The organism is Streptomyces sp. NPDC053750 (genome assembly GCF_044544295.1).
GTDB lineage: Bacteria > Actinomycetota > Actinomycetes > Streptomycetales > Streptomycetaceae > Streptomyces.
The window spans coordinates 43,405-58,030 of sequence record NZ_JBITXB010000025.1 but is presented as its reverse complement, the minus strand read 5'-3'; the positions used below and the strand labels follow the sequence as shown (position 1 = coordinate 58,030).

At 73.2% G+C, this 14,626-nt stretch carries 11 protein-coding genes and 1 CRISPR repeat array; of the genes, 3 read left to right on the top strand and 8 right to left on the bottom strand.

Features of this window, described 5'->3' with window-relative positions; genetic code table 11:
- Positions 1-16 precede the first annotated feature (16 nt).
- The 4 genes from ACIGO6_RS37600 to ACIGO6_RS37585 all read right to left on the bottom strand — a co-directional run bounded on the left by ACIGO6_RS37600 (position 17) and on the right by ACIGO6_RS37585 (position 5,285).
- Entirely contained in the window at positions 17-1,297 is a 1,281-nt protein-coding gene (locus ACIGO6_RS37600) for a lanthionine synthetase C family protein (protein WP_399884577.1), read from the bottom strand.
- Positions 1,294-4,239, bottom strand: coding sequence for a lantibiotic dehydratase (locus ACIGO6_RS37595; RefSeq protein ID WP_399884600.1), 2,946 nt, complete (start codon positions 4,237-4,239; stop codon positions 1,294-1,296). The genes ACIGO6_RS37600 and ACIGO6_RS37595 overlap by 4 nt, the downstream gene beginning before the upstream one ends.
- Positions 4,240-4,461: 222 nt before the next feature.
- Complete coding sequence (locus ACIGO6_RS37590) at positions 4,462-4,641, bottom strand: FxLD family lanthipeptide (RefSeq protein WP_399884575.1); 180 nt, start codon at positions 4,639-4,641, stop codon at positions 4,462-4,464.
- Positions 4,642-4,838: 197 nt separating this feature from the next.
- On the bottom strand, positions 4,839-5,285 hold the full coding sequence (locus ACIGO6_RS37585; protein ID WP_399884573.1) for an ATP-binding protein: 447 nt from the start codon (positions 5,283-5,285) through the stop codon (positions 4,839-4,841).
- A gap of 241 nt (positions 5,286-5,526) precedes the next feature.
- Here ACIGO6_RS37585 and ACIGO6_RS37580 point away from each other — a divergent pair, with 241 nt between their 5' ends.
- Entirely contained in the window at positions 5,527-6,813 is a 1,287-nt protein-coding gene (locus ACIGO6_RS37580; protein WP_399884571.1) for an XRE family transcriptional regulator, read from the top strand.
- Entirely contained in the window at positions 6,810-7,349 is a 540-nt protein-coding gene (locus tag ACIGO6_RS37575) for a GNAT family N-acetyltransferase (protein WP_399884569.1), read from the top strand. The genes ACIGO6_RS37580 and ACIGO6_RS37575 overlap by 4 nt, the downstream gene beginning before the upstream one ends.
- A gap of 342 nt (positions 7,350-7,691) precedes the next feature.
- Positions 7,692-8,086: direct repeats of the CRISPR family, unit length 29 nt; unit sequence GGGACCATCCCCGCGGGTGCGGGGAGCAG.
- Between the two features lie 179 nt (positions 8,087-8,265).
- On the opposite strand, the gene ACIGO6_RS37570 is transcribed toward ACIGO6_RS37575, so the two are convergent.
- The 4 genes from ACIGO6_RS37570 to ACIGO6_RS37555 form a co-directional block, all read right to left on the bottom strand.
- Positions 8,266-9,960 (bottom strand): hypothetical protein, encoded by a 1,695-nt coding sequence (locus ACIGO6_RS37570; protein ID WP_399884566.1) that lies wholly within the window; start codon positions 9,958-9,960, stop codon positions 8,266-8,268.
- Positions 9,957-11,543, bottom strand: coding sequence for a hypothetical protein (locus ACIGO6_RS37565; RefSeq protein WP_399884564.1), 1,587 nt, complete (start codon positions 11,541-11,543; stop codon positions 9,957-9,959). Before ACIGO6_RS37565 ends, ACIGO6_RS37570 begins: the two co-directional genes overlap by 4 nt.
- Positions 11,540-11,965 carry a hypothetical protein gene (locus tag ACIGO6_RS37560; RefSeq protein WP_399884562.1) on the bottom strand — a complete coding sequence of 142 codons (426 nt, stop codon included), beginning with the start codon at positions 11,963-11,965 and terminating at the stop codon, positions 11,540-11,542. The genes ACIGO6_RS37565 and ACIGO6_RS37560 overlap by 4 nt, the downstream gene beginning before the upstream one ends.
- 208 nt (positions 11,966-12,173) lie before the next feature.
- Positions 12,174-13,169, bottom strand: a complete 996-nt coding sequence (locus tag ACIGO6_RS37555) for a DUF2690 domain-containing protein (RefSeq protein ID WP_399884560.1) — start codon at positions 13,167-13,169, stop codon at positions 12,174-12,176.
- A 194-nt stretch (positions 13,170-13,363) separates the two neighbouring features.
- Between ACIGO6_RS37555 and ACIGO6_RS37550 the strand changes: the two genes are divergently transcribed.
- A complete protein-coding gene (locus ACIGO6_RS37550; RefSeq protein ID WP_399884558.1) occupies positions 13,364-14,611 on the top strand; it encodes a peptidoglycan-binding protein in 1,248 nt (415 codons plus the stop codon).
- Positions 14,612-14,626 lie beyond the last annotated feature (15 nt).

The window sequence follows — 14,626 nt, the reverse complement described above, 5'->3', positions numbered from 1 at the left end:
TTCGGTCGGTGGTCGGTCAGGCGACGAGCAGGCAGGCGTCCCAGGCGGTTCGGGGTGGTTCGGCGGCGCCGGTCGAGAGGAGGGCCAGAGCGATGCCGGCTGCGCCGTCGAGGAGGCCGGGGCCGCGCTCCTCGTCCTGGATGAGCGCCGCGGCGGTGCGCGCGGGGTCGGCGCCCGGCGGATGGACGGCGGCCAGAAGCGACGGGATCACGGCGCGGAGCTGTCCGGCGGTCGAGGGATGGGCGTCGTCGGCCACGCGGGCGGCGATGTGTGCGAGGCCGGCGAATCCGTGGCAGAGGGTGTTGTCCGTCGTGGCGTTGAGCTGGGTGGGGTCGGTGAGGGCGGCCACGAGGGCGTTCTCGGCGTCCAGCCGGCGACGGGTGTCGCCGAGGGCGAGTGCGGCGAGTTGGCGGGCGCGGGCGAGACCGGCGGTGCCGTAGCACCAGGACGGCCGCCGCGGCGTGGACGGGGAGAGGCAGTCGGTGCGCAGCTCGACCCGGGTGACCCAGTACGGCCACACCGGGCCTCGGCCGGTGTCCTCCTGCCAGTGGTCCAGCCAGGCCAGGATCCGGCCCACCGCTTCGTCGTGGCCGGCGACGAAGGTGCCGTGCCGGGCGGCGACCGCCAGCAACGCCAGTACGCCGCCGATGCCGTGCGCCATGCCGTTGTTGGCGTGTCCGCCGGGGAAGCGTTCGTCCGGGCGGCCCGACGGGCCCGTTGGCGTCCACCAGCCCGGCAGGGTCTCCCCGTCATGGGTGATCGGCCGGGTCAGGCGTACGCAGTAGTCGAGGACGGCGCGCAGGACGCAAGAGTCGGGGGCGCGGCGCAGGAGGTGGGCGCCGTAGCCGGTCAGGCCCCGGACGGTGTCGAACTCGGCGAGCGCCGGGAGGCGTCCGGTGTCGATGCGGCGGTGAGCGGCGTCGACGCGGCGGCTCGCATCGGCCGCCGTCCGCCGGTCCAGGGTGTCGAGAGCGCGCCGGTAGGAGCCGGGCAGGTGATCGGCGGCGCAGGCCAGGGCGTGCGCGAAGGCGGGCGCCCCGTAGAACGGGTGGCTGTCGGGGCCGCTGGTGAGCGGTTCGCGGGAGGCGGCCTCGAGCCAGTCGTGGGCGCGCTGCCACGGGCCGAGGCCGGCCGCGGCCCGCTCGACGTGCAGGAGCGCGATGCCGGGGAGGCCATGGGCGAGGTGCTGCCGGTGTGCCGCCGACAGGGACACACGGCCGGGGTCGGCGAGCTGCTCGGCGACGGCGTCGGCCAGGCCAAGTGCGGTCTGTACGGTCTGTACGGTCTGTGCGGTCACGGAGTCCTCCCAGTGGTGCGGGCGGTCCAGGCCAGGGCGGCAGCGCGGGCGAGGTGGAGGCAGACCTCTTCTTCGGGGAAGTTCACCGCGATGTGCCGTACGAAATGGACGTGCAGCAGCGAGGTCAGGACGTCGTCGAGGGCGATGCCCTGCGTGTGGGGGCCTGGCAGGTGCCGCCGGTAGGCCGCGAGCGCCGCGTCACGATCGGCCCACGCCGACACCATCGCCGCTCCTGCGGGGGCGGCGCGCAGGGCAGCCCAGTCGTCGCCGGGGTCGGCCAGACGTACGGCATCGCTGAACTGCGGGCGCGGTACGGGCGGCCCGGGCGCCGTGGGCGGGACGTGGTCGATCAGCCAGCGCATCCCGGCTTCCGTGCTGCCGAGGAACGCGGAGGCGATGGAGACGGTGTGCGCGGCCACCAGCGTGCGCTCGTGCGGGCGCCGCGGCTGGGAGAGCTGGGCCAGGACGGCGTGTGAGTCCGCGCGGAACACGTCCTCGGCCGCGTCCCATGCGGCGCCGGAGCCCCAGCGTCCCGTCTCCCGGTAGGAGGTGGGGTACCGCAGGTCGGCCAGCAGGCGGGCGCCGCGCAGCTCGTCGGCCCACGCACTCACGGTTCGGGCCGTCTCGGCGAACGCCTCGGGCGTGGGGAGCGCGATGCGCAGGCGCAGGTGCTGCTCGGGGTCGCGGAAGCGGATGAACCACCACGGCGGGCCACCGAGCCGTTCGAGCAGATCGGGCAGGTGGCGGGAGAGCAGCGTGTTCTGGCGGCGGGCGTCGCCGTACAACGCGGCCAGCAACACCGACGATGCGGCCGGGGTCTGCATCTGGGCCTTGGAGAGGGCCCGGGCCGAGGTGGGGGCGGGCAGCTCCGGCCACGGCGACGGCCGGGTCGCCCTGAGCGGCACCACCACCTCGTGGGCACGGCCCTCGCACCAGCCGAACGCCCCCGGTTCCGCCGCCTCGACGAGCACGGCCCGGCGTACTCGGTCGAGGTGGTGGCGCAGCAGCGTCCGGTGGCCGGTCTCGTCGAGGTCGAGGAAGAGACGCCGGTCGTCCTCCACCAGGTGGACCCGCCGAGGCAGTCGCCGTCGGGCCCGCCAGTCGGTGAGAGCGGCGTCCCATTCGGCCCGGGGACGTGCGCGACCGGGCAGCTCGGGCGCCTCGAGTCGCCAGCGGGCCGGGGCGAGCACGGTGCGCCCGTACCGCAGGCGCGGCAGGAACGGCATCGCCGCCGCGGCGCCCCAGTCGAACACGGTGACCTGCGCGCACTGGGCGCGGGGCAACTCGGTGAGGAACCGCACGAGCGGCGGGGTGTGCGTGCGGAGGTTCAGCGCGTGCATTCCGACGGCCTCGATGCGCCGGCCGCGCTCCGGATCGGCCAGGTACATGCGGCGGCCGTCGCACCCCACCGCCAGGTCCGCAGGCACGAGGACGTCGGCGTCGGGTGCCCGGTGTTCCTGGAGGCTGATCACGGTCGGCAGGGCTCGCGGGGCCCGCGCGACGTGGGCGCTCTCCGGCAGGAGCGGCGGGAAGGAGAGCTGCGCGGGCACGGTGTCGGCGTCGGCGGTCGGGAGGCCGGACAGTTCGGCGGCCAGGGCCGTACGGTCGGCCGGTGCCAGGACGCCGAGGAAGCGGCCCGAGGTCACGCCGGCGCCGCGGGACACGCTCACGATCTCCAGCCGGAACCGCCCGCGCCGCAACTCGTCCACGCCGGCCGCATGGACCCGCACTCCCACCTCCAGGTGCGGGGGCAGGCGGGGTTCGTCGGGCCCCACGTCCAGGGCGTCGATCAGCTCGTCGGTGAGGACCACCTCGTCGCGGCCGTCGAGCGCGGCGGCCTGCGCCAGCCGTACGAGGACGTCGTCCCGGGCGGAGAGGCGAGGCCGGCGGGCGCCGGGCGAGGAGCCCGGGTAGCCCTCGGGGTAACCGATGCCGCTGTCGGCGACGACCTCCTGGAGCGGCACCATCGTGCCGATGCCGTACCGCTCGTAGAACCGCTGGTGGTACGCGCCCCACGCCGCGGTCCCGTACGGGCGGGCGCTGACCCGGGTCAGGAGCAGCGCGGCGCGCTCGACCTCGCAGGCGACCGCGTCCGGCAGGACGAGCTGCGCGTCCAGGCGCAGGTCGAGTGCGACGGGGTGGCGGCGCAGGCCCGGCACGAGGGCCCTCATCCGCGCTGCGGCACTGTCCCGCCCACCGCGCGAAGCGCACTCCGTCAGAGCGGTCCGGATCTCCCGCAGTTCGCGTACGGTCCCGGCGAGAGCGGGGAGGGAATCGGCGTCGGCCGTGCGGAGCTGGTCGAGCAGATGTCCGAGGGCGTCGGTCTCGGTGCTCGGCGCGTGCAGGCCTGTGATCAGCACACGCCGTCGGATCAGCTCCGTCAGCAGCCGGCGCACCGTCTCCGGTCCGGCCTCGGGGAACTCCGCCTCGATCTTGTCCGCGAGCTCACCGCCCCGGACCGGTTCCCGCACCGCGGCGAGGACCGCGCGCACGGGCTCGGTCAGGGCCAAGGACGCCTCGACCGCGCGAGGTTGCTCGCCCCGGCCGTCGGACTGGAACGGCACGACGAGCCGGTCGTCACGGCTCGTCACGGTGTTGTTGACGACCACGGGCAGTCGTTCGAGAAGGTCCGCGCAGGACTCCATCCGCTGTACGACGGCGGCCAGCCACTCCGCGCCCGCACGGCCGACGACTACGTGTTCGCCACCCCAGCTCACGCGTGCCTGTGGGCCGAATCCCGCGGTGGTCACACCGGCGAAGAGTCCGAACGGTGTCGCCCTGTGCTGGGAACGCAGCAAGTAGCGGGCCACGGACAGCGCCGCACGCCGCACGTCCCGCGCCGACGGCTCATCGGACGTCCACACGCTCCGTACCTGCGCGGCCAGAACCGGGCTGGCGTGTTCCAGAGCTTCGGCGAGGTCGTCGGCCAGGACCGCACGCAGCCACGCGGTGCAGGCGGCGACTCCGTCGGTGGAGCGGTCATCGAGGTCGGGAAGCGGAGGGCACGGCAGGGCCGGCCGTGCAACGGCTCGTACGAGAGCGGTCGTGCCGGCGCGGAACGCCGGGTACGGATCAGCCACCACTACCTCCGTGGGTGGGGAACGGGGCGGCTGGTGCCGCCGCAGGGCGCGGCGGCACCAGCCTGCAGAGACGTGAACCTCGGGTCAGGCGACGTTCGTGGTGCAGGCGCCGCAGGTGGTTCCGCAGTTGTCGTCGGTCAGGTTGACCAGGCCCGCCGGGTCGGCCACCTCGACGAGGGAGACGTCCAGGTCGAAGCCGTCCGGCGTCCTCGGGGTCTGTCGGCTCATCTGAATGCTGCTCGGTACTGCCGTGCTGCGGGTCATGTCGACTCCTTTGTGGTGGGAAGGTTGCTGTGCGGTGCCGCCCGTCCCCGGCCGCACGGCGCGGCGCCCCATGGCCGGGGACGGGAGTCTGACGGGGCGGCGGCAGCCGGCCGCCGCTCTCGGGAGGTCGATGCGGAGCTGGGCGGCGTCCGGGCGGCCCGGGGCCGCCGTGGAGGTGCTGGAGGGGCTGGAGGGGCTCACTCCTCGCCCTTCGTCAGGAGTTCGGCCCAGACCTCTTTGCCCCACGGGCGCCTGTGCGAGCCGTGCAGGTCATAGCCCCAGCGGTCGGCGATGCCGTCGATCAGGAGCAGGCCACGCCCCGACTCGTCGTCCTCGCCGGCCCGGCCGAGGACCGGTGGACGTGAAGGCGCCCGGTCCACCACCCCGACACGTATCCGTGTCGCGCTCGGCCGCCCGACGATCAGGCGGATCGATCGGCACGTCGTGTGCGTGACGGCGTTCGCGATCAATTCCGACATGATCAGCGCGGTGACGTCGGCAAGGTCGTCCAGATGCCATACGCCGAGGGCGTCACGAACGAGCGTCCGGCCCGCTTCGGCCGTCGACGGCTCGCACGGGAAGGTCTGGCTGTAGGCGGGATGTCCGGTGGCAGCGGGTTGCATGAGCGTGATCAGACTCGTCATCGGGGTTGAGCCCTCGCGTCGTCTCGGTGCCCGGCCCACCCCTGAGAAGACGCAAGGGAGGAGACCGGACCGTCAACAGCCGCCCGCTCCGGAGGAGGGGGCGAGCGGCCACCAACCAGACAACTCGCTTCCGTGGCCCGGTGATTAGGGCGATCCACCCGCCACCCCAAGGAAAGACCTAGGGCGATTTGACTTCCCCTTTACCTGGTGGGTGAGGGGGCGTCAGAGCTACCGTGCGGGCATGGACACCACGCGCAACGTCGTTCTCGAGGCGTGGATGGCCGAACACGGCTACAGCTCCAACAGCCTCGCCGACGCTGTGAACAGGGCTCTTGAGCACCTGACCGGGCGTCCCGGCGGCCTCGACGGCTCGTCGGTCCGAGCCTGGAAAGCGGGGCGCGTCATGTGGCCCAAATCAGCCACCCGCAAGGCGCTCGAGGACGTCAGCGGCCTGCCCGCCGTCGCTCTGGGGTTCGTGCCACGGGGCCGGCCCTCGTCCACCCCCGCCCCACCGCAGCAGGAGGACCCCGACATGAAACGCCGTACCCTCGTCGGCGGCATCGCTGCGGCCGCCGCCGCAGCAGCGGCCGCGCCCGGCACCGCAGGGCCCCGCCGGATCGGCATGAGCGACGTGGACCGCCTGAACAAGCGCTTCGCCGAGATCATCGCCAGCGACCACCGCCACGGCGGACAGCTCGGCATCGAACAGCGGGCAGCCGCGCTCGCCGACGAGGCACTCAACCTCCAGAACGCCGGCAGCGCCACCCAGCGCGTACGCAGCAGCCTCTACGCCTCCGCGGCGGCGTTCCGCTCGTCGGCGATGTGGGCCGCCATCGACGGCCGCCGCTACGACGTCGCCAAGGCGCACATGCGGGAGGCCCAGGCCCTCGCCGAGATGTCCGGCGACCAGGCCATCAAGTTCCGCATCTGGAGCCACACGGGCACCATGTACCGCCACATGGGCCGGCCCGCGGACGCGTTCGCCGCGAACGACGTCGCCCGCAACCTGCACATCACGCGCCGCGACCCGCTGTTCGCCTCCCTCGGCATGGCCCGCCAGGCGGCGATCCACGGCGCGGCGCACGACCGGACCGGCACCCGCCGTGCGTTCGACCAGGCACAGGACGCCATGCTGCGCGCCGACCCCGGGGACTACCGGCCCGTGTGGATGCTCGCCTTCTACGACCAGGCCGAGCTGGACTCCCTGGCCCTGTCCGCCCATCTGGCGCTCGGCGACTACCCGACCGCCGAGTACCACGCCCACCGCTGCCTGTCCGCCCTGCGACCGCACATGGTCCGGTCCCGGGCCATCACCACGACTCGCCTCGCGCACGCCCAGCTCGCCCAGGGTGCCGCCGACGCCGCCACGACCACCGCGATGACGGTTCCCGCCGACGCCGCCACCCGGCACGCGCGGGTGACGCGCATGCTGCAGGAGTTCGGGGCCGCGCTGCGCGCCACCGCACCCCGCAGCACCACCGTGCAGACCTGGACCGAGCACACCGCCTCGTGGAGGATGGCGGCATGACCACGGCGCCCGCCATCGAACTGCGCACGTTCACCGCCCTCGACACCGTCCGCGGCGACCTCCTCGACGTCTACGCCGATGTCCGCGCCCCGCTCCTCCACCTGCCGAACTACGCGGTCACCGCGTTCGGCGAGCGCCTGGACCGGCACGCCGGCGAGCCCGGCTTCACCGCCGTCCTCGCCTACGCGGACGGGGCTCCGGTGGGCTACGCCTACGGCAACTCCATCGAGCACGGCGACCGCTACTGGCAGCGCACCAGCCCGGCGCCGGCGGACACGTACACCGAGCGTCCGGCCGTGGCACTGAAGGAGATCGGCGTCCGGCCGGCGTGGCGGAAGACCGGCACCGCCCGGCGCATCCACGACGCCCTCCTCGCCACCCGCGACGAGCCCTTCGTCACCCTCATGGTCAATCCGGCCGCGGGCGAGGGCAAGGTCCATGCGCTTTACAGGTCTTGGGGGTACGAGGACATCGGACAGAGCCAGCCGTCACCGGCGTCACCGGTCCTTACGGTGATGATCCGTGCCATCCGCTGACCGCGGGGCGGGGCCCTCCTGCGCGACCGCGTCGGAGGCTGAGCCCGTCATCACCATGAGACAAGGGCGGACGACGAGGCCACCATCTGCCCCAGATTGATTCTGACCTGTGCCCCCGTCGCACCAGTTGCCGAAGCTCCGCGCGCAGCTCGACCCGCATATCGTGCGGCACGCGACACCCTCGAAAGCCAGGCTGCGCGGCGCAGCCGGCAACGACCGCGTGTGCCGACTCGAAGTCACCCTTGAGGTCTTAGAGCAGGATTGAGCCGCAGGCCCGCTACACCGGTAGTCGCCCTGTTCTGACAGCCGGCTGGCGGCGCATTTGCCGTTGAGGTAGCCGTTGGGACCATCCCCGCGGGTGCGGGGAGCAGTTGTTGCCGTCGCAGAACCCGACCGACGGACCGGGACCATCCCCGCGGGTGCGGGGAGCAGAGCCTCCCGGAGCGCCGTACCCCCGCCGTCGCGGGACCATCCCCGCGGGTGCGGGGAGCAGTACATCGAGGCAGTGGGGCCGGTCATCGAACGGGGACCATCCCCGCGGGTGCGGGGAGCAGATCAACGGCCAGACCCTGCCCATGCCGGCGCAGGGACCATCCCCGCGGGTGCGGGGAGCAGGCCGCGCCAGGTGGCCGGGGCGGGGATGCCGGGGGACCATCCCCGCGGGTGCGGGGAGCAGCCAGTGGCCGGATCCTTGCCCTGTTCGTAGAACGGACCATCCCCGCGGGTGCGGGGAGCAGACTGTTTGACCTGGGAGTCTATGGTCGCGAGGGCGTGTTTTCAGCGACTTCTGCAGATTCCGGCAAATAGGGCACGGGTGGCGTGGACTCGGGTGGGCCACGGTCACCGTCGCGCAGCGGGGTCGGCTCACCCGGACTGCAAGCGACCGCTCCCGGCTGAGCCTCTCCCCTGCCCCTGGTCACCCCGGGCCACGGAACGCAGGCGCCGGACGTGCTGTCGCCGCAACCCGAAGCGTCGGCGGCGTCGGAGCGGCTGTCCTGGGGGTCGGTGTGGTCGTCTGTGGTCCGGGCGTCCGGCGGGGCATGTGGCCGGGTGGCAGGGTGACCGCGAGCCGGCCGCCGTGGTGGTCGGCCAGTGAGGCGACGGCCCGCAGGGCGTCCACGTCGGCGGCGGCGAAGCGGGCGGGCAGTCCGACCCGGGCACGCTGGGCGTTCGCAGCCTCGGCCCGTTCCACCAGGGCCAGGGCGCTGCGCCCGACGTCGCCGTAGGGGCCGGCCGCTGTACCAGGGCCGTCGGGCAGGTCTGCGGCCGGCAGCCGCTGCCAGGCCTGCCGGAAGGCGGCCACCCGGGGGTGCTCCGGAGAGGTGGTCAGTTCCCGACCCATAGGGGTCTCCCACCACACCTGGAAGGCCTCGGCAACCTCCCGGGAGGCACGCGCGGCCTCCTCGCGCGCCCCGTACGGGACCGGCGCCCCGGTCCGCAGGGTGGTGCGCAGCCGTCGTACTGCGTCGACGGTGGCGTTGGCGGCCGCGTCCGGGGCCGAGACCGGGACGGTGTGGTCGGGGCCGGGGATGCCGGGAGTGCTGTACGCGAGGGCCGCGTCGCTGAGTTTGAGCAGGGCCTCGGCCGTGGGCAGGTCGCCGCGGAGGCCGTTGCGCAGTCGGTCGGCGAGGGCCTGCGCGCACTGGCCGACCGTTGCGGCGGAGCGGAGGGAGACCGTGCGCCAGAAGCCCTGGACGCGCAGGTCGGTGCGCAGCCGGCCGAAGTATTCGCCAGCCTGTTCGCGAAGTACGTTCCACAGGTGGGCGGTTGCGCCCCGGACGGTCTGCAGGCGCTGCCATTCCGGGAAGCTCTGCAGCGCGGCGGCGTGGGTATCGGTCTGCCGCAGGGCCGCGGCGACCGGCTCCGGATCGCGACGGGGAGGGACCAAGCCGGTGCGGGCGGGTGCCATGTGCTGCTCGTCGTCCGCCTCGGAGGCGGGCACGGTCCGGCGCCACTGCTCCTCCAGCTCACGCAGCGGCACGTCGACCGCCTCGAGCAGATCCTCGACCGTGCCGTGTTCGGAGGGGACGATGTCGGCCCACGCCTGCGCGACGGTGGAGGTGAAGGCCTGCCTGAGACCCACGGGTTCGTACGCGCCAGCCCCGGGGTCCGCCAGTCCGACCGTCCCGGCGGGCGCTTCCGTGAGCCGCCGCGGACCGGGGGCCGTCCGCAGCCGCCACTGCGGGACGCCGTAGGCGTCGTGGAGGACTCCGTCCTCCTTGCGCCAGGCCCCGGCCGGCAGGTCACTTCCGGTCCACAGGGGCAGGTCCCGCTGCTCCTGCGAGGGCGCCGCAGCGGCCCGCGCCAGCGCGCGGGCCCGTAGCGAGTCGCCCCGTTCCGCCCTTTCCGCCCTTTCCGCCCTTTCAGTCTTTTCCGCCCGTTCCGCCACAGGCTGCGGTCGTGTCCGGCGCACGGCGGCCTCGGCGAGAGCACGCAGGCGTGCGCCGCCATCGATGGTGACGGGGTCGGCGACCGCCTCTCCGTGTGACGGCGCCGGCGCGGCGGCGGTCGCGGCGAGTTGCCGGGCCGCCTTCTCATCGGTTTCGGCGGGCACCGCGGTCCGCTCGGCGTCGCCCGCCCTCTCCGTATCCGGCCGGCTCGCAGGGCTCACAGGCGCACACCCTTCCCGTGACTGGTCGGCGCAGGCACGGCGGGCCCTCGCGCGTTCATGCCTCGCGCGGCAAGGACGGGGGCGGAGGCGGAGGCAGACGGCGGAGCCCAGGTCCGGGCGGTGATGTGCCGGTGGGCCGCCGCGTCGAGGGCAGCGCGACGGGTGTCCATGCCGATGGCGGGGGCAGCGGCCAGCAGGCTCTGCGCTGCGGCCTGTTGTGCGGCGCAGACCTGCTGGAAGGAGTTGCGCAGGCGCTCCAGCTGGTGACCGTGGAGCTGGTAGAAGCGGTACGGGTGGCCGGGCGGGCAGTGTTCGGGGACGTCGGTGAGCAGGCGGTGTTCGATGGCCGTCACGGCCCGGGGCGCGGCCACCGCGATCCGCCAGTCTGCGACGGTGAGGCGGTAGGCGGTCTGGGCCAGTTCGGCGATGCCTCCCGAATCGGCCACGATGTCCGGTGCGGTCCTTGTCCCGGGTGGGCGGCTTCCGGAGTCGGGGTCCCAGCCCCCACCGAACAGCAGTCGTCCCACGCGAAGGGTCGAAGCGCGTGCGATCTCCACGGCCGGGTGCGGATCCGCTCCTCGCGGCATACGGAAGGTCTGGCCCTGGCGCACCATGTCGTAGCTCGGTTTCGGGAGCCGAGGACGGATCTGGGGGTCGTCGACGTCGACGACGCGGTCCCAGCTCTCCTGGACGTCTCTCCACGTGCGGGCGGCGCTTCGGAAGAGGTCCGCGCAGCTCCTGAGCAAAGTGCCCGCCTCGTTCGGCGCTTCGGCGGCGGCCTGTACGAGGAGGCGCCCGGCGAGCATGGTGCCCAGGGAGCGCCACCGGATGATCAGTTGCAGGTCGGACCCGCTGAGGGGCTGGGCGCAGCGGCCGTGCAGCGTCTCGTAGGCGGCGCGGGAGAGCCGCTCGCAGTCGTCCCGGATCCGGCCGGCGTCCTGGGAGAGCGGATCGGTCGGCAGGGCGGGCACCGGGGTCAGCGGCAGTGCCTGGGGGAAGGCCGCCAGCGCCGGATCCGCGCCGGCACCGGTGTGGCGGGCCTGAACCGACGCGTACTGCAGGGAGGTGTAAGCGGTCCGGAGCCTGATCGAGGCGTTGTGGTTGCCGAGCGTCCGGCTCACCGTGTGCACGATCCGGCTCACGGAAAGGAGGGTGCTGGAGGCGTGGCGCAGGTGGTACGCCCGTGCGGAGCGGGTGGTGAAGGCGAGCGCGTAGGGGGTGACCGGAGCGCCGGTGCCGTCGCGGTGACCGCGGATCAGGTCGATGACCGCCCCGCTGGCCTCCACCGCGGAACCGAGCGCCCCGCCGTTCGCGGCGATGTCCGGGTCGACCGCCGGAAGCCAGCGGGCGGCACCGTCGAGCGCACGCCGGGCGTGCTGGAGATGGCGGAAGGTGTCGTCGGTCGCGGCGTCGACACGCTCTCCCGGTCGCCTGAGCAGGAGGTGCACGTGTCCGACCAGGGTGCCGGCCTGTGCGAGCGCGAGGGCGTGTGCGAAGGGGTCGTCTCCGGGCAGGCTCACGGACTCGGCCCGTTCGAGGCGGTGGTGGACGACGTCGTAGAGCTCTCCGAGCGTGACGGTCATGAGGCCGTGCCGCTGTCCTGCCGTACGGTCATGAGGAGGGCGGCGGCGGCTGCCGCGTGGCCGGCGACGAGGTGGAGCTGCTCCGTGTCGTCCGCGCATTCCGGTACGGAGGCCAGTCGGCGCAGTGCCGCGTCGACGTGACGCAGCAGCGCCGCGTACGGCTCGAGTCCGGTTCTGCCGGGGCCCGGGGAGCCCGTCTGAAGAGGCCGGCCGTGTTCCGGCGGCGGCAGCAGGCGGCGGCCGTCCGCGCACTTGATGCCGACGAGCATGGCCTGCATCTCGTCGCTGCCCTCGTCGAGGGCGAGGGCGTCCGCCAGCCGGCCCACGACGTCGAACGCGTCCCAGGCCGCGCCGAGCACGACGTCGACCCGGCCGGCGTCGTCCAGCGCGGTGGCGAGGTCGGTGATGGTCGGCTGCGTCATCGCTGTGTTCCTCCTGTCGGCCTCGCCGCACACCGTCGGTGCGGCCGCTGCGGCTTTCCGCGAGGGTCTCACTTCGACTCAACGACGGCCGCGACCTGTGGATGACCGGCGAAGCGCAGAACCACACGGACGGGAACGCGGCTCGAGGTCGCGTGCGGGCGGCAATGCGTGCCCCGCCTCCCACGCGGGAAGCGGGACAATCCCCGGGTCAGCTGCCGCTCGGGACGGGAGTGGGAGTGGCGTCGACCGGGGTGGTGGCGCAGACCCGGCCGCGGGGGGTGCTGGCGCAGGCCTCGGCGGTGTCGGGGTTGAGCGCCTCGACCATGGTGGAGTGGGCGTCGTGGCCCCATTGCTGGGTGTAGTGCCGCGTGTCTCCCGCGTTGTTGGTGATCCGGACGACGTCCCCCTGCGTGGTGCCGGTCATCTTCGCCCAGGCCGCCTGGCACGACGGGCTGAACCGCAGTTCGACGAGGATCCCGTGCCCCTTGCCGGTGTAGTACGTGGTGGCGTCCTCGCCGCAGGTGGCGTACTTGGGGTCGACGCCGTAGCAGGTCTTTCTCCAGCACTTCACCGTCGAGGGCGAGGGCGAGGGAGGGCCGGGGAAGAACGGGGAGGCCGTGGGCGAGGGCGGTCGGCCCTTGGCCGAGGCGTCGTCGTCCCGGTCTGTCATGGCAGCGGTGAGTACGACGATTCCGGCGACGACGGCGGCGGCCATCGCGGCGGCCGCCCAGGGCCATCTCCTGCGCGTGACCACCGGTGCATCCACCGGCTCCTGCACGGGTGCCCCGCCTCGGGCAGAGGCCACGGTGTCCGGCGCGAGCCGTGCCCGGTCCGTCGAGGAGGTGTCCTGCGCCGCTGCCGGCGTGTCCTTCGGGGACGGCGATTCCTCCGGGGGCGGCTCTGCCGGGAGCACCGCCCGCGCGTTCGCCCGGGCGTGGAGGCCCAGCGCGACGGTGAGCTCCTCCGGCGGGCGGCCCAGTACCTCGTGCATCGCACGGATCACGTCGGGTCGGGCGAGCGTGGGCCGCGACTGCTTCAGATAGCGCGACAGCATCTCCTGGCTGATCTTCACGCCGCGCTCGGTGATCTGACGGGCCAGCGACTCCTGCGTGACCTTCTTCGGGTCCTCCTTCCACCAGGTTCGCAGCAGGTGGGCGAGTTCGTGCCGTGCCGCGTTCGCGTGCTGGTCACGCTCAACGCCCATTGATGCACCGTCCCTTACCCGCCCGCGCATAGCCGCAGGTCAGCGGCGTGCATAAGGCGTCATCCGTGAATGAATCAGCTGACCCGCCGGAAGTGTAGGAGCCACCGCGGAAGTCGGGGCAGGGTTGAGCCATCCCCACTCGGTCGTTCGACCACTTCTTCCACGCCTCCATGGCCTTTCGAAGGAGATCCGCCATGTCCATGCGTCCCTCGACGCGTCCCTCGCGCACCGTGCGCCTGACCGCGCTCGGCATCGCCACCGCCTCTCTCACAAGCGGTGCGCTGCTGGCCACCGTTCCCCAGAGCGCCGCCGCGCCACCGAGCTCGTACACCGTCAAGGGCATCGACACCAGCCACCACAACCACGACGCGACCGGTAAGCCCATTGACTGGAAACGTGTCGCCCAGAAGAACGCATTCACCTTCCTGAAGGCGACGCAGGGCTCCCGCTACAAGGACCCCTGGTTCGCCCGCGACTTCAAGGCCGTCTCGGCGACATCGCTGTTGAGGGCCCCGTACCACTTCTTCGACCCGAAGAACGCCCGGGACGGTGCCGCCCAGGCCGACCATTTCATCCGCACCGCACGCGCCGCCGGGTACAGCGGGACGAAGCCGGGAGAGCTGCCCCCGGTGCTCGACGTCGAGAGCGTGTGGGTGAACGGGAAGGAGGTGTGCCCCAAGGCCCTGCACGCCGGCCAGCTCGACATCTTCCTGAAGCGGGTGAAGGCGGCGTTCAAGGTGACGCCCATCGTCTACACCCGCGCTTCCTTCGTGAACGGCTGCATGGGTGGCAACGGGCAGGTATTCAAGGACTATCCGCTGTGGCTCGCCCGCTACGGCAGCGGCGCCCGTGAACCGCAGCCCGTACCGGGGGCCGGTCCCTGGACGTTCTGGCAGTACACCGAGAGCGAGCGCGTCCCCGGTGTGCCCGGCGCGAAGAACACCGTCGGCACCGCCGACCGCAACGTCTTCCGCGGCACCCTCGCCGAGCTGCGTGCCATGGCCAACCTCGACGGCACGCCGACTCCACCCCGGCCCGGGACGTCCTGGCCCACGGTGAAGTCGGGCCAGCGCGGTGTCGACGTGACCACCGTGCAGCTCCTGCTCACCGCCCGCGGCCACGCCACCAAGGCCGACGGCGTCTTCGGATCCGGAACCGCGGCGAAGGTCAAGGCCTTCCAGAAGGCACACCGCCTGGCCGCCGACGGCATCGTCGGCCCCGCCACCTGGACCCGGCTCGTCGTCACCGTCAAGGCCGGCTCCAAGGGCACCGCCGTCAAGGCCCTGCAGCACCAGCTCACCGCCAACGGCCACACCGTCGACGCCGACGGTGTCTACGGCCCCGCGACCGCCGCCAAGGTCAAGGCCTTCCAGAAGGCACACCGCCTGACCCCCGACGGCATCGCCGGCCCGAACACCTGGTCCGCCCTGGTGTCTCGATGAAGCCCCCGTCCGCAC

Coding starts and splice junctions, on each gene's coding strand:
- ACIGO6_RS37580 (WP_399884571.1), top strand. CDS start 5,527: ATGGACACCACGCGCAACGTCGTTCTCGAGGCGTGGATGGCCGAACAC.
- ACIGO6_RS37585 (WP_399884573.1), bottom strand. CDS start 5,285: ATGACGAGTCTGATCACGCTCATGCAACCCGCTGCCACCGGACATCCC.
- ACIGO6_RS37565 (WP_399884564.1), bottom strand. CDS start 11,543: ATGACCGTCACGCTCGGAGAGCTCTACGACGTCGTCCACCACCGCCTC.
- ACIGO6_RS37590 (WP_399884575.1), bottom strand. CDS start 4,641: ATGACCCGCAGCACGGCAGTACCGAGCAGCATTCAGATGAGCCGACAG.
- ACIGO6_RS37550 (WP_399884558.1), top strand. CDS start 13,364: ATGTCCATGCGTCCCTCGACGCGTCCCTCGCGCACCGTGCGCCTGACC.
- ACIGO6_RS37575 (WP_399884569.1), top strand. CDS start 6,810: ATGACCACGGCGCCCGCCATCGAACTGCGCACGTTCACCGCCCTCGAC.
- ACIGO6_RS37560 (WP_399884562.1), bottom strand. CDS start 11,965: ATGACGCAGCCGACCATCACCGACCTCGCCACCGCGCTGGACGACGCC.
- ACIGO6_RS37555 (WP_399884560.1), bottom strand. CDS start 13,169: ATGGGCGTTGAGCGTGACCAGCACGCGAACGCGGCACGGCACGAACTC.